We start from the raw sequence: 12,920 nt of genomic DNA, 5'->3' as shown, positions 1-12,920 counted from the left end.
GACATCCTCGCGGGGGGAAATCGCCCCCATGCGCAAGGTATGGCATGATCGCGGCCGAAGGTCAGTTCACGCTTTCTTCAGATGCGGCGCTGCGGCAAGGCGCCGCCGAACCGTCACTCGCGTGGCAGCACGCGCAGGCGCAATTCGCGCAGCTGCTCGTTCGTCGGCTCGCTGGGGGCGCCCATCATCAGGTCCTCGGCGCGCTGGTTCATCGGGAACATGATGACCTCGCGGATGTTCGCCTCGTCGGCCAGCAGCATCACGATGCGGTCGATCCCCGCCGCGCAGCCGCCATGCGGCGGCGCGCCGTAGCGGAAAGCCTTGACCATGCCGCCGAAACGCTTCTCGACCTCGTCGCGGCCATAGCCGGCCAGTTCGAAGGCCCGGAACATGATTTCCGGCCGGTGGTTGCGGATGGCGCCCGAGACCAGCTCATAGCCGTTGCAGGCCAGGTCGTATTGATAGCCCTTGACCGCAAGCGGGTCGCCCTCCAGCGCCTCGAGCCCGCCTTGCGGCATGCTGAACGGGTTGTGGCTGAAGTCGATGCGGCCGTCCTCGCCCTTCTCATACATGGGAAAATCGACGATCCAGGCGAATTTGAACTGGTTCTCGTCGGTCAGGCCCAGCTCGCGGCCGATCTCGTTGCGGGCGCGGCCGGCGACGGCCTCGAAAGCCTCGGGCTTGCCGCCCAGGAAGAAGGCGGCGTCACCCTCGCCCAGGCCCAGCTGCAGGCGGATCGCCTCGGTCTTGTCATGGCCGAGCGCCTTGGCGATGGGGCCGGCGGCCTCGGTCGAGCCGTCCTCGGCCTTGCGCCAGAAGATATAGCCCATGCCGGGCAGGCCCTGCTGTTGCGCGAAGGCGTTCATGCGGTCGGCGAACTTGCGCGAGCCGCCGGTGGGCGCCGGAATGGCGCGGACCTCGGTGCCCTCCTGCTCCAGCAGCTTCGCGAAGATGCCGAAGCCCGAGCCGCGGAAATGGTCGCTGACCACCTGCATCTCGATCGGGTTGCGCAGGTCGGGCTTGTCGGAGCCGTATTTCAGCATCGCCTCGGCATAGGGAATGCGGGGCCAGGTCGCATCGACGGGGCGGCCACCGCCGAATTCCTCGAACAGGCCCTGGATCACCGGCTGGATGGCGCGGAACACGTCCTCCTGCTCGACGAAGGACATCTCCATGTCGAGCTGGTAGAAATCGGTGGGCGAGCGGTCGGCGCGCGGGTCCTCGTCGCGGAAGCAGGGCGCGATCTGGAAATACTTGTCGAAGCCCGCGACCATGATCAGCTGCTTGAACTGCTGCGGCGCCTGCGGCAGGGCGTAGAACTTGCCCGGATGCAGCCGCGAGGGCACCAGGAAGTCGCGCGCCCCTTCGGGCGAGCTGGCGGTGATGATCGGGGTCTGGAACTCGGTGAAGCCCTGCTGCCACATGGCGTCCCGCAGCCATTTCACCACGCGCGAGCGCAGCATGATGTTGTTGTGCAGGCTTTCGCGGCGCAGGTCGAGGAAGCGATAGGCCAGCCGCGTCTCCTCGGGATAGTCTTGGTCGCCGAAGACCGGCAGGGGCAGGTCGTCCGAGGCGCCCAGAACCTCCATCGCGGTGGCATAGACCTCGATCTCGCCGGTGGGCAGCTTGGGGTTGACCAGGCTCGGGTCGCGCAGCTTCACCCGGCCGTCGATGCGGATCACCGTCTCGGCGCGCAGCTTTTCCAGCGCCGCAAAGGCGGGGCTGTCGCTGTCGGCGATCACCTGGGTGATGCCGTAATGGTCGCGCAGGTCGATGAACAGCACGCCGCCATGGTCGCGGACCCGGTGGACCCAGCCGGACAGACGGACTTCGGACCCGGCGGCAGCGGCGGTCAACTCGCCGCAGGTATGGCTGCGATAGGCGCTCATCGTTTTTCCCCTTGCGTATCGGCCACGCATGAACCGCGCCGCGCGGGGGAAGTCAAGCAATCAGAACGGCCGCACCACGTTGCCGGTGTAGAAATAGACCCCCATCCCCACCGCGAAAAGCACGTTGCCCGCCACCGCATGCAAGACCCAGGCCGAGGGGAAGCCCCGCTCCAGATAGGCGCGGGCAAAGACCCAGCCGCCGACGAAGGTCAGGGCCGCGACCACCCAGGACCAATACATCAGATGCGCGAAGGAAAACACCGCCGCGTTCAGCGCGATCGCCCCCTGTCCCGCCGGCAGCAACACGGCATAGCGGTGGAAGAACAGCGGGCGGAAGATCAGCTCTTGCGGCAGGGCCGAGAGAACGGGGTAGAAGACCCAGATCACCAGCAGGAATTCTGGCCGGTTGCGCACGATCTGGAAGATCGAATTGGGGCTGCTGAACCACAGGATCGCCAGCCCCGCCAGCAGGGTGGCCGTGGCGATGGCCAGGACCTCGTTCCAGGGAAGCCGGCTCCAGCCGCGCACCAGGCTGTGCCAGTGAAAGCCGCCGGTGCGCCACAACAGGCCCAGCCCGGCAAGGCTGAAGACCGCCAGCGCCTCGAACAGCAGGTGGCCCGGCAGGAACAGCGCGATGACCAGCGGCGCCCCCAGATAGAGCGCCGCGAATTCGGCCCAGAGCAGGCCGCGCTCTATTGCAGCCGTCGGTTCAGCCATATCCGCCACTGGGCGGGCGAGCCCGCAAACACGTTCAGGTCCACGTTCCCCCTGATTCCCGGCACGATTCCGGTCCCGGTATATTGCCAGAAACTGTAGGGCTGGCCAGGATAGACGATGCGCGGATGGCCGGCAACCGAGCGCAGCCAGAACTCCTCGGGCCAGGAGCCGAGGTTGTTGTCGCGGTAGAAGTCCACCGTGGTGTAGATGATCGGCCGCTGGCCATAGTGCCGGTGCAGGATGTCCTTGAAGATCCTGGCCTCGCGCAGCACCTCGTGGCTGGGCGGGCGATGCGGGCAGGTCTTGGAGGCGGTCCATTCCAGGTCCAGCACCGGCGGCATGGCGCCGCGCTCCTTGGGCACGTTGGCGATGAACCAGGCGGCCTGCTGCGCCCCCGAGCGGCAGAAATAGAAGTAATGATAGGCGCCGCGCGGGATGCGGGCCTGTCCCGCCTCGTACCAGTAGCGGCGGAAGTTCGGATCGGCGTGGTCGCCGCCCTCGGTCGCCTTGATGAAGGCAAAGCTGATGCCGGCATTGCGCACCCGGTGCCAGTCGATGTCGCCCTGCCAGCGCGAGACATCGATGCCGTGGACCAGGTGATCATAGGGATGGCCGCCGACCCAGGGATGCGGCGCGCTGTCGCCGAATTGCGGCCCCCGTCCCTGCCCCGCCATCACCGCCGGCCCGCTGGATGGCCCGCGCGCGCAGGCGGCCAGCGCGACCAGCGCCAGCACCGTCAAGATCTTGCCCAGAAGTTTCATGTCTGCCCTCTGCCCCGCGCCGTTCCGACGCTCTGCCCTGGCGCCTGTGTTCGGCGCTTCCCGCCCTTATCGCAAAGGCGCAGGGCTCTGTCACGATGGCGTGACAGTCACGAGTTTGTCAGCGGCGGCGGCGGAGGCGGCTGTCAAAGGCGCACGATCCCGCCCGATACCTCGCTGCGGAGACCGCGGCTGGCAAGTGCGGCACGGTCGTCGGCCTGCCTGATCAGGTCGTTGTGCAGTTGCGGGATGCCGCCGTCGATATTGGCCACATTATATTCCTCGGCCGAATAGGCCGTGCCCTCGGCGTCGTAAAGCGTGATCGACCCGTCCCGGGCCACGTCCATGATCTTGCCCAGCGTGCCGTGGGTGATGCTGAAGCCCTGGAAGCCGCCGTCATAGGCCGGAACGGTCACGCTGGTCGAATCGAAGCTGAACAGGTTCGCCAGCGAGGCGGCCATGCTTTCCATCCTGTCGCGGTAGAACGACATCATGTCTGTGCCCTTCGCCATGGCGACCTGCCAGTCGCCGCCGGCGGTTCCGCCCCCCGGGCCCGCACCGTAAAGCTGGCCGGAGGCGTCAGATACTTGTCGGGATCGGAGGCGATCTCGCGCGTGTCCGAGACGACGTATTTCACGTTTTCCACCAACGCGCTCGCGAAATGATAGGCATTGGCCATGGCATCACGCCGCGACGGGAAATCCGCATCGCGCTGCGGCGCCTGGGTGCCCGCAGCTACGCCCTCGGAAGCCACGAAATCGCCCTCGAACTGTATACGCGCGTCCGTGTTTTGGCTCTGCCACAACCTTCGCGAACCCACGAGATCGGCAATCTCGCTGTCGAACGGGCTTTTTGACCCGTCCCGGATCGCCTGGTAAGCCTCGCGCGATGCCTTGCAAAATGCCATCGTGTCGTCATCCGGCATGTCATAGGCGGACACATACCTGTCGCCAGCATGGCCCGCTTCCTCGATAGATGACGTCTCGCACGCCGATGATGGCTCAACGGCAACAGCACTCTGCACCACAGGTCCAGAGATCGCGGCACTTAATTTCAAAACAGACAGGGCTATGTTGGCCGACGAAAGTTGCATGAAAACGATTCCGTTCAATTTTAGACGTTGCTCTCTCTTGTATCGTAGCTAAGCTCTATCGGTGAGCAATCTAAAGTTGTTTATATTTTTACCGAATGCGGGAGATCAGTATGGCAAATTTTTACGGAACAAGCGGAAACGACAGCATCACCGGCAGCGGGAGCAATGATTATATTTTCGGCGGCGATGGAAACGACACAATATATGGGCTGGACGGTGCCGATCTTATCATGGGCGGGAGCGGCAACGACTGGATCGCAGGTGGCAATGGTCGGGACACGATTTACGGCGACGCAGGAGATGACATCATAAGGGTAACGGATGCGAGCGATTATTCCACATCCGCGGGCGACGTCATTGACGGAGGCGCCGGATGGGATGTAATCAGTGCAACGACCACCACGAGCAGTGGAACGACCTGCGTCATAAGACTTGGAAAAGTTTCATACGTGGAAGAATTGCAGAATACGTCAAGCAAGAATCTGATCATCGAGGGCAGCGGGCTGATCGACGTCTCGACAATTCAGAAGTATTCCTCATCGGTAAGTTCGTTCGTGCAAATCTGGGGCAGTTCGGGGAATGATACAATCAATGGATTTGATTTTGTTTCATATTCCGACACGATTATCGGCGGCGGCGGAAACGATCAGATCAACGGCATGGCCGGGAATGATTATCTGCTTGGCATGGCCGGAGACGATACCTTGTCAGGTGATGCCGGCAATGACGTCTTGACGGGATACACCGGCAACGACACGTTCCTTTTCAAATATAATGCCAACGAGGGCAGCGACCGAATTCAAGATTACACCGACGGCAGCGACAAGATTCGGTTTACCGGCGCCGGCGGCGCGGGGTTTGGCGATCTGGTGCTCACCGACATTGGCGCGGATTGCCGGATCGATCTGGCGAGCGGGGGCTCGATCCTGCTGGTGGGCGTCAACTCGGCCGCGCTGGACGCGGGCGATTTCATCTTTGGCTGAGTGCAGGCCATGGGCCAATGCAGCGCACGGCAGGGCGGATGGCCCAGCCGCGGCACGAGATCGGCCGGCGCCCTTGGGGCTGGCCGGCGCTGCAAGCAGGCGGCCGCCCGGCTGGATGCGCTAGCCGCATCGCGGTTTCGTTTCGCGAGAGGGCGCGGCGGCCTCAATCCACCCCCGGCACCAGCTTGCCCGGGTTCATGATGCCCTGCGGATCCAGCGCCCGCTTGATCGCCGCCATCACGCCGATGGCCGCGCCGTGCTGGGCGGGCATCAGGGGCTTCTTGCCGATGCCCACGCCATGCTCGCCGGTGATGGTGCCGCCCACCGCGATGGCGCGCTCGGCCATGCGCAGCGCCACGCGCTTGGCGGCGGCCAGCTCGGCCTCGTCGCCGGGCATCACCAGGATCTGGGCGTGGAAGTTGCCGTCGCCGACATGGCCGACGATGGGGCCCAGCAGGCCCTCGGCGCGGATGTCCTCGGCTGCCGCGGCCACCGCGGCGGGCAGGTGCGACATGGGCACGCAGACATCCGTCACCACCGCCGTCGCCCCCGGCCGCAAGGCCAGGCAGGAGCGATAGGCGTTGTGGCGCATCTTCCACAGCGCGGCGCGGGCCTCGGGCGTGGTCGCCCAGTCGAAGCCGGTGCCGCCGAACTCGCCCGCCAGCGCGCCGAAGGCCTCGGCATCGCCCTTGACCGAGGCAGGGGCGCCGTGGAACTCGACCATCAGATGCGGGCCCTCGTGCATCTGCGTGCCCGAGGCGCGGTTGAACGCGCGCACCACGTCGGCGTCGATGAACTCGATCCGCGCCATGGGGATGCCCGACTGGATCGTCGCGGTGACGCATTCCACCGCCTGTTCCAGCGTCGGAAAGCCGCAGACCGCCGAGGCGACCTCCTCGGGCTGGCCGTGCAGCTTCAGGGTCAGCTCGGTGATGATGCCGAGCGTGCCCTCGGAGCCGACGAAAAGCCCGGTCAGGTCATAGCCGGCGCTGGATTTCGCCGCCCGCGTGCCGGTGCGGATCACCCGCCCGTCGGCCAGCACCACCTCCAAGGCCAGCACATTGTCGCGCATGGTGCCGTAGCGCACCGCCGTGGTGCCCGAGGCCCGCGTCGCCGCCATGCCGCCCAGCGAGGCGTTGGCGCCGGGATCGACCGGGAAGAACAGGCCGGTGGCGCGCAATTCGGTATTCAGCGCCTCGCGCGTGCAGCCGGGCTGGACGCTGACCTGCATGTCCTCGGCCCGGATCTCCAGCACCCGGTCCATCTTCGACAGGTCGATGACCAGCCCGCCCTGCGGCGCCAGCGCCTGCCCTTCAAGCGAGGTGCCGGTGCCCCAGCCGATCATCGGCACGCGATGATCGTGGCAGATGGCGGCGATGCGCGAGACCTCCTCGGTCGAGACCGGCCAGGCCACGGCATCGGGCGGCGGGGCGCGGTGGAAGGTCTCGGACTGGGCGTGCAGGTCGCGGTCGGCGCCGCTGGTGGACAGGCGCGCGCCCAGAAGCGCACAAAGCGCGTCGAGGGCCGGGGCGGGAATCGGCATGGACATCTCCTGCGGCATTGGTATGGCAGTTGATAGTCGCGGCAGCCGGCCAAGGGCAAGCCGCGGTCAGGACTTTGCGCCCACCGCGCCCTTCATCGCCTCGATGGCGGGGGTGACGGCGTAATGCGCCACCGGAATCAGCATCATGCCCCAGACCAGCCCGAAGATGCCGTCGAAGAAGGCGGTGGTGGCCCAGGCGGCGAAGCCGGGCGCGGCGGGCAGGGCCCGGGCGGCGGCCTCGGCCATGTGGTGGATCCATTCATAGGGCTGGTGCTGGCCCAGCACGTGCAACCCGTGGATGACGATCTGGCCGCCGACCCAGATCATCGCCGCGGTGCCGACCACGGTCAGCACCTTCATGAAGCCCGGCATGACATGCACGATGCCGCGCCCCAGCGCCGCGCCGGGGCCGCCGCGCTCGTGCAGGTGCAGGCCGAAATCGTCGGCCTTCACGATGAGCGCCACGAAGCCGTAGACCGCGACGGTGATGCCCACCGCCACCACGGCCAGGATCAGCGCCTTCATCCAGATCGCGTCACCGTTCGGGATCGCGGCCAGCGCGATGGTCATGATCTCGGCCGAGAGGATGAAGTCGGTCTTGATCGCGCCGCGCACCCGCTCCTCTTCCAGCCCGGCGGCGCCTTCCTCGGTGACGGTCAGATGCGGCTCGTTGACCTGCTGGTGGCTGAGCGCATGCAGGACCTTCTCGGCCCCCTCGAAGCACAGGTAGGAGCCGCCCAGCATCAACAGGGGCGTGATCGCCCAGGGCGCAAAGGCCGACAGGATCAGCGCGATGGGCAGCAGGATCACCAGCTTGTTGAAAAGCGAGCCGCGGGCGATCTTCATCACGATCGGCACCTCGCGCGCGGCGGAAAAGCCGTGCACGTATTTCGGCGTCACCGCGGCGTCGTCGATCACGGCGCCCGCCGCCTTGGCGCCGGCCTTGACCGCCTGCCCGGCCACATCGTCGACCGAAGCCGCCGCGATCTTGGCGATCCCCGCCACGTCGTCCAAGAGCGCCAGCAATCCGCTCATGCCAATCCGTCCTGTCCCAGGTTTCCGCGCGGCACTCTAGGCGGCGGCGCACCCATGCGCAATTCGCAGCCGCGGCAATGGTTCCCGCGCCCCGCCCGGCTTGCACCTGCGCGGGGAATCATTCATCAAGCATGGAACAATCGAAAGGGCCGCCCCATGCTGGATCAGAACGCGAAACCGACCGAGGAAATCGACCTGCGCGAGGTCTTCGGCCTCGACAGCGACATGAAGGTCAAGGGCTTTGCCGAGCGGTCCGACCGGGTGCCGGACATCGATCCGACCTACAAGTTCGACCCCGACACCACGCTGGCGATCCTGGCGGGCTTTGCCTACAACCGCCGGGTGATGATCCAGGGCTATCACGGCACCGGCAAATCCACCCATATCGAGCAGGTGGCGGCGCGGCTGAACTGGCCCTGTGTGCGGGTGAACCTGGACAGCCACGTCAGCCGCATCGACCTGATCGGCAAGGACGCGATCAAGCTGGTCGAGGGCAAGCAGGTCACGGTCTTCCACGAGGGCATCCTGCCCTGGGCGCTGCGCAACCCGACCGCCATCGTCTTCGACGAATACGACGCCGGCCGCGCCGACGTGATGTTCGTGATCCAGCGCGTGCTGGAGGCCGACGGCAAGCTGACGCTGCTGGACCAGAACGAGGTCATCACGCCGAATCCCTATTTCCGCCTGTTCGCGACGGCGAACACCGTCGGCCTGGGCGACACGACCGGGCTTTACCACGGCACGCAGCAGATCAACCAGGGCCAGATGGACCGCTGGTCGCTGGTCTCGACGCTGAACTACCTGAGCCACGACGCCGAGGCCGCCATCGTGCTGGCCAAGAACCCGACCTACAACACGGAAAAGGGTCGCAAGATCATCAGCCAGATGGTGACGCTGGCCGACCTGACGCGGACCGCCTTCATGCAGGGCGACCTGTCCACGGTGATGAGCCCGCGCACGGTGATTGCCTGGGCGCAGAACGCCCGCATCTTCGGCGACAACGTGGGCTACGCCTTCCGCCTGACCTTCCTGAACAAATGCGACGAACTGGAGCGGCAGACGGTGGCCGAGTTCTATCAGCGGCTCTTCGACGAGGAACTGCCGGAAAGCGCGGCGGTCAAGGCGGGGTGATGAACGCGATAGACGCCACAACAGTGACCGGAGCCGCGGGTGAGCACCTGGTCATGTCGCGGCTTCTATCACGGGGCTACATTGCCGCTCTGGCTCCACAAGGCGTCCCAAACTTTGATATCGTTGTCACATCGGTGGAAGGCACCCAGCTATGCGCCTTTCAAGTCAAGACCCGATGGGCCAAGGGAAGTGATGGCGGCTGGCACATGCGGCAAAAGCACGAGAATCTGCAGAATCCATGCATATTCTATTGTTTCGTGGACCTTGGCAAAGACGCCTCGGTCGTGCCGGTCGTGCATGTGGTTCCTAGCCAGATCGTTGCCGAGGTGATCCGCAGCAGCCACCAGACTTGGCTTTCCAATCCGGGAACGCGAGGTCAAAAGCGCAACGACTCCAGCATCCGGCGCCTCTTGCCGGATTACACCAGATTGATGGGGCCAGATACGCCTTATAAGGCGGGTTGGCTCAACCGTTATCGCGAAAACTGGGATCAGATAGCCACCATCACGCGACCGGCGCCTCAAGTCGAGGAACAATTATGAAAAAATCCGACAACCCCGCCGATCCGTTCAAGAAGGCCCTGACCGAGGCCACCCGCGCGCTGGCCGAGGATCACGAGCTGAACGTGACCTTCACCGCCGACCCGTCCGGCGTGGCGGGCGACACCATGCGCCTGCCGCAGGTCAGCCGCCGCATGACCCGCGACGAGGTGCTGCTGGCGCGCGGCACCGCCGATGCCCTGGCGATGAAGCTGCGCCACCACGACGCCGCGACCCATGCGAAATACGCCCCCGCCGGGCCCATGGCGCGCGACCTTTACGAGGCGATGGAGACCGCGCGCTGCGAGGCTCTGGGGGCGCGCGACATGCCCGGGGCGCTGTCGAACATCGACGCCAAGCTGGGCCAGGAGGCCGAGCGCAAGGGCTATGGCCAGATCAAGGCTCCGGCCGATGCGCCGCTGGCCGTCGCGGCGGGCTATATCGTGCGGCAGGCGGCGACGGGCCGCGCCCTGCCCTCGGCCGCGCAGCATGTCGCGGACCTGTGGCGGCCTTTCGTCGAGGAACAGGCCGGCGCCGATCTGGAAGGCGTGGGCCAGGTGATCGCCGACCAGGCCGCCTTCGCGCGTCTGGCCCGCAAGGTGATCGCCGATCTGGGCTATGGCGACCAGCTGGGCGAGGACCCGGACGAGCCGCAGGAGGACGAGGCCGACGAGAACGCCGAGCAGGACGAGGAGGCCGGCGACAACCAGTCCCGCGACCAGAACCAGGACGAGGACGCCGAGGCCAGCCCCGAACGCACCCAGGACCAGACCCAGGACGAACGCCAGGCCCAGGTCAGCATGGACGACCAGTCCGACGAGGAACTGGTGGACGAGGCCGAGATGTCCGAGGCCGAGACGCCCCCCGACCTGCCGCCGCAGGTCAGCGAGGCAAGCCCCGACTACAAGGTCTATACCCAGGACTTCGACGAGGAGATCCGCGCCGAAGACCTCGCCGATCCGGCCGAGCTGGAGCGGCTGCGCGCCTATCTGGACAAGCAGCTGGAGCCCCTGCGCGGCGCGGTCAGCCGGCTGGCGAACAAGCTGCAGCGCCGCCTGCAGGCGCAGCAGAACCGCAGCTGGGAATTCGACAAGGAAGAGGGCGTGCTGGATGCCGGGCGCCTCGCCCGCGTGGTGGCGAACCCGACGACGCCCTTGTCCTTCAAGGTCGAAAAGGACACCGAGTTCCGCGACACCGTGGTCACGCTGCTGCTGGACAACTCGGGCTCGATGCGCGGCCGGCCGATCTCCATCGCCGCGATCTGCGCCGATGTGCTGGCCCGCACGCTGGAGCGTTCGCAGGTCAAGGTCGAGATCCTGGGTTTCACCACCCGGGCCTGGAAGGGCGGGCAGAGCCGCGAGAAATGGCTGGCCGCCGGCCGGCCGGCGCAGCCGGGACGGCTGAATGACCTGCGCCATATCATCTACAAGGCCGCCGATGCCCCCTGGCGGCGGGTGCGCCCGAATCTGGGCCTGATGATGAAAGAAGGGCTGCTCAAGGAAAACATCGACGGCGAGGCGCTGGAATGGGCGCATCGGCGGCTGGCCCGGCGGCCCGAGGCGCGGCGCATCCTGATGGTGATCTCGGACGGGGCGCCGGTGGACGATTCGACCCTTTCGGTCAACCCGGCGAATTTCCTGGAAAAGCACCTGCGCGACGTGATCGCGATGATCGAGCGCAAGAAGCAGGTGGAACTGCTGGCCATCGGCATCGGCCATGACGTGACCCGCTATTACCAGCGCGCGGTGACGATCACCGATGCCGAGCAGCTGGCCGGCGCCATCACCGAACAGCTTGCCGCGCTGTTCGAGGCCGATCCCAGGAAGCGCGCCCGCGCCATGAACCAGCGCCGGGCGGGATAGCCTGTCCATTCCGGCTGCTTGATCTGCCCCGCATCCCGTGCGACCAATTTCGCCGGACCGGGGCCGCTTTCAGCCTCGCAGGCCAAGGGGCTTTGACGTGTTGAAGATCGGCTTTTTCATTCCCGAGTTTCCGGGCCAGACGCATATCTTCCTGTGGCGCGAACGACAGGCGCTGGCCGAACTGGGGATCGAGGCCGATCTGGTTTCGACCCGGCCTCCGCCGCGCGCCGTCGCCTCGCACGCCTGGGCGGCCGAGGCGCAGGCCCGGACCCGCTACCTGATGCCGCTGGGCGCCGAGGGCTTCGGCATCGTCGCGGAATTCCTGCGCTCGGGACCGGCCGGCTGGGCGCGCGGCCTGGGCGCGGCGCTGAGCGCCGAGGCGCAGGGCATCAAGGGCCGGCTGCGCATGCTGGCGCTGCTGGCCATGGGCGCGCGGCTGAAGCGCATCGCCCGCCAGCAGGGCTGGAACCATGTCCATGTCCACAGCTGCGCCGACAGCGCCAATATCGCCATGTTCGCGGAACGGCTGGGCGGGCCCGGCTACAGCCTGACCCTGCACGGGCCGACGCTGGAGGGCTATGGCCCGAACCAGCGGCAGAAATGGCGCCATGCGCGCTTCGCCACCATCATCTCGCAATTGCTGACGCGCGTGGCCGAGCGCGAGATCGGCACCGACCGCCCCGCCGTCATCAATGTCGCGCCGATGGGGGTGGACCTCGACCAGATCCGCCGCCGGACGCCCTGGCAGCCCCCTGCCCCCGGCGAGGCCCTGCGGATCTTCAGCTGCGGCCGGCTGAACGCGGTCAAGGGCCATGACCACCTGATCGAGACGGTCGCCCTGCTGCGCGCCCGCGGCATCGACGCCCGGCTGGAGATCGCCGGCGAGGACGAGCAGGGCGGCTCGGGCTATCACCGCCAGCTCGACGCGCTGATCGCTGGGAAGGGGCTCGGCGACGCGGTCACGCTGCTGGGCGCGGTCAGCGAGGATCGGGTGCGCGAGGGGCTGGAGCGCGCGCATGTCTTTGCGCTGGCCAGCCTGAACGAGGGCATCTCGGTCGCGATCATGGAGGCGATGGCGATGGAGATGCCGGTGGTCGTCACCGATGTCGGCGGCAATCACGAGCTGATCACCTCGGGCCGCGACGCGATCCTGGTGCCGCCCGAGCGGCCCGAGATCATGGCCGAGGAGATCGCCCGGCTGCACGCCGATCCCGAGGAAGCGCGGCGGCTGGCGCAGGCCTCCCGCGCCCGCGTCGCCGCCGAGTTCCACCACCGCCGCAGCGCCGAGGCGGTGGCCGACGGCCTCGCGCGCACCCTGCCCGGCGCAAGCGCGGCGCTGGCCCGCGCCTGAGAACCAGAACAAGACCCGG

12 protein-coding genes are annotated in these 12,920 nt (G+C 66.7%); 5 read left to right on the top strand and 7 right to left on the bottom strand.

Going from position 1 to position 12,920, the window contains the following annotated elements; all coding sequences use genetic code 11:
• Window positions 1-113 precede the first annotated feature (113 nt).
• The 5 genes from aspS to LOS78_RS11035 all read right to left on the bottom strand — a co-directional run bounded on the left by aspS (window position 114) and on the right by LOS78_RS11035 (window position 4,457).
• On the bottom strand, window positions 114-1,889 hold the full coding sequence (gene aspS / locus LOS78_RS11055; RefSeq protein WP_028711998.1) for an aspartate--tRNA ligase: 1,776 nt from the start codon (window positions 1,887-1,889) through the stop codon (window positions 114-116).
• 60 nt (window positions 1,890-1,949) lie between these two features.
• Window positions 1,950-2,606 (bottom strand): type II CAAX prenyl endopeptidase Rce1 family protein, encoded by a 657-nt coding sequence (locus tag LOS78_RS11050; protein ID WP_230378254.1) that lies wholly within the window; start codon window positions 2,604-2,606, stop codon window positions 1,950-1,952.
• On the bottom strand, window positions 2,582-3,367 hold the full coding sequence (locus tag LOS78_RS11045) for a GH25 family lysozyme (protein ID WP_036696951.1): 786 nt from the start codon (window positions 3,365-3,367) through the stop codon (window positions 2,582-2,584). The genes LOS78_RS11050 and LOS78_RS11045 overlap by 25 nt, the downstream gene beginning before the upstream one ends.
• Before the next feature lie 143 nt (window positions 3,368-3,510).
• Window positions 3,511-3,858 carry a hypothetical protein gene (locus LOS78_RS11040; RefSeq protein ID WP_230378253.1) on the bottom strand — a complete coding sequence of 116 codons (348 nt, stop codon included), beginning with the start codon at window positions 3,856-3,858 and terminating at the stop codon, window positions 3,511-3,513.
• Window positions 3,855-4,457: a hypothetical protein gene (locus LOS78_RS11035; protein ID WP_230378252.1), complete on the bottom strand. Its 603-nt coding sequence runs from the start codon at window positions 4,455-4,457 to the stop codon at window positions 3,855-3,857. Before LOS78_RS11035 ends, LOS78_RS11040 begins: the two co-directional genes overlap by 4 nt.
• 110 nt (window positions 4,458-4,567) lie before the next feature.
• Here LOS78_RS11035 and LOS78_RS11030 point away from each other — a divergent pair, with 110 nt between their 5' ends.
• Window positions 4,568-5,440, top strand: a complete 873-nt coding sequence (locus LOS78_RS11030) for a calcium-binding protein (protein WP_230378251.1) — start codon at window positions 4,568-4,570, stop codon at window positions 5,438-5,440.
• A 163-nt stretch (window positions 5,441-5,603) separates the two neighbouring features.
• On the opposite strand, the gene LOS78_RS11025 is transcribed toward LOS78_RS11030, so the two are convergent.
• Window positions 5,604-6,983: an FAD-binding oxidoreductase gene (locus LOS78_RS11025; protein ID WP_230378250.1), complete on the bottom strand. Its 1,380-nt coding sequence runs from the start codon at window positions 6,981-6,983 to the stop codon at window positions 5,604-5,606.
• Between the two features lie 66 nt (window positions 6,984-7,049).
• Entirely contained in the window at window positions 7,050-8,018 is a 969-nt protein-coding gene (locus LOS78_RS11020) for a DUF808 domain-containing protein (protein WP_230378249.1), read from the bottom strand.
• Between the two features lie 156 nt (window positions 8,019-8,174).
• On the opposite strand from LOS78_RS11020, the gene cobS reads away from it, so the two are divergent.
• From cobS to epsE, 4 genes are all read left to right on the top strand, one after another.
• Entirely contained in the window at window positions 8,175-9,149 is a 975-nt protein-coding gene (gene cobS / locus LOS78_RS11015; RefSeq protein ID WP_028711993.1) for a cobaltochelatase subunit CobS, read from the top strand.
• Window positions 9,149-9,691, top strand: a complete 543-nt coding sequence (locus LOS78_RS11010; protein WP_230378248.1) for a hypothetical protein — start codon at window positions 9,149-9,151, stop codon at window positions 9,689-9,691. The genes cobS and LOS78_RS11010 overlap by 1 nt, the downstream gene beginning before the upstream one ends.
• Complete coding sequence (cobT, locus tag LOS78_RS11005) at window positions 9,688-11,550, top strand: cobaltochelatase subunit CobT (RefSeq protein WP_230378247.1); 1,863 nt, start codon at window positions 9,688-9,690, stop codon at window positions 11,548-11,550. Before LOS78_RS11010 ends, cobT begins: the two co-directional genes overlap by 4 nt.
• Before the next feature lie 97 nt (window positions 11,551-11,647).
• Complete coding sequence (gene epsE, locus LOS78_RS11000; RefSeq protein ID WP_230378246.1) at window positions 11,648-12,901, top strand: exopolysaccharide biosynthesis GT4 family glycosyltransferase EpsE; 1,254 nt, start codon at window positions 11,648-11,650, stop codon at window positions 12,899-12,901.
• Window positions 12,902-12,920: the final 19 nt, after the last annotated feature.

Origin of the sequence: Paracoccus sp. MA (assembly GCF_020990385.1) — a bacterium.
Lineage (GTDB): Bacteria > Pseudomonadota > Alphaproteobacteria > Rhodobacterales > Rhodobacteraceae > Paracoccus.
The sequence above is the reverse complement of the archived record's forward strand: the minus strand, read 5'-3'. Positions and strand labels throughout refer to the sequence as shown.

Coding starts and splice junctions, on each gene's coding strand:
- aspS (WP_028711998.1), bottom strand. CDS start 1,889: ATGAGCGCCTATCGCAGCCATACCTGCGGCGAGTTGACCGCCGCTGCC.
- LOS78_RS11050 (WP_230378254.1), bottom strand. CDS start 2,606: ATGGCTGAACCGACGGCTGCAATAGAGCGCGGCCTGCTCTGGGCCGAA.
- LOS78_RS11045 (WP_036696951.1), bottom strand. CDS start 3,367: ATGAAACTTCTGGGCAAGATCTTGACGGTGCTGGCGCTGGTCGCGCTG.
- LOS78_RS11040 (WP_230378253.1), bottom strand. CDS start 3,858: ATGATGTCGTTCTACCGCGACAGGATGGAAAGCATGGCCGCCTCGCTG.
- LOS78_RS11035 (WP_230378252.1), bottom strand. CDS start 4,457: ATGCAACTTTCGTCGGCCAACATAGCCCTGTCTGTTTTGAAATTAAGT.
- LOS78_RS11030 (WP_230378251.1), top strand. CDS start 4,568: ATGGCAAATTTTTACGGAACAAGCGGAAACGACAGCATCACCGGCAGC.
- LOS78_RS11025 (WP_230378250.1), bottom strand. CDS start 6,983: ATGCCGATTCCCGCCCCGGCCCTCGACGCGCTTTGTGCGCTTCTGGGC.
- LOS78_RS11020 (WP_230378249.1), bottom strand. CDS start 8,018: ATGAGCGGATTGCTGGCGCTCTTGGACGACGTGGCGGGGATCGCCAAG.
- cobS (WP_028711993.1), top strand. CDS start 8,175: ATGCTGGATCAGAACGCGAAACCGACCGAGGAAATCGACCTGCGCGAG.
- LOS78_RS11010 (WP_230378248.1), top strand. CDS start 9,149: ATGAACGCGATAGACGCCACAACAGTGACCGGAGCCGCGGGTGAGCAC.
- cobT (WP_230378247.1), top strand. CDS start 9,688: ATGAAAAAATCCGACAACCCCGCCGATCCGTTCAAGAAGGCCCTGACC.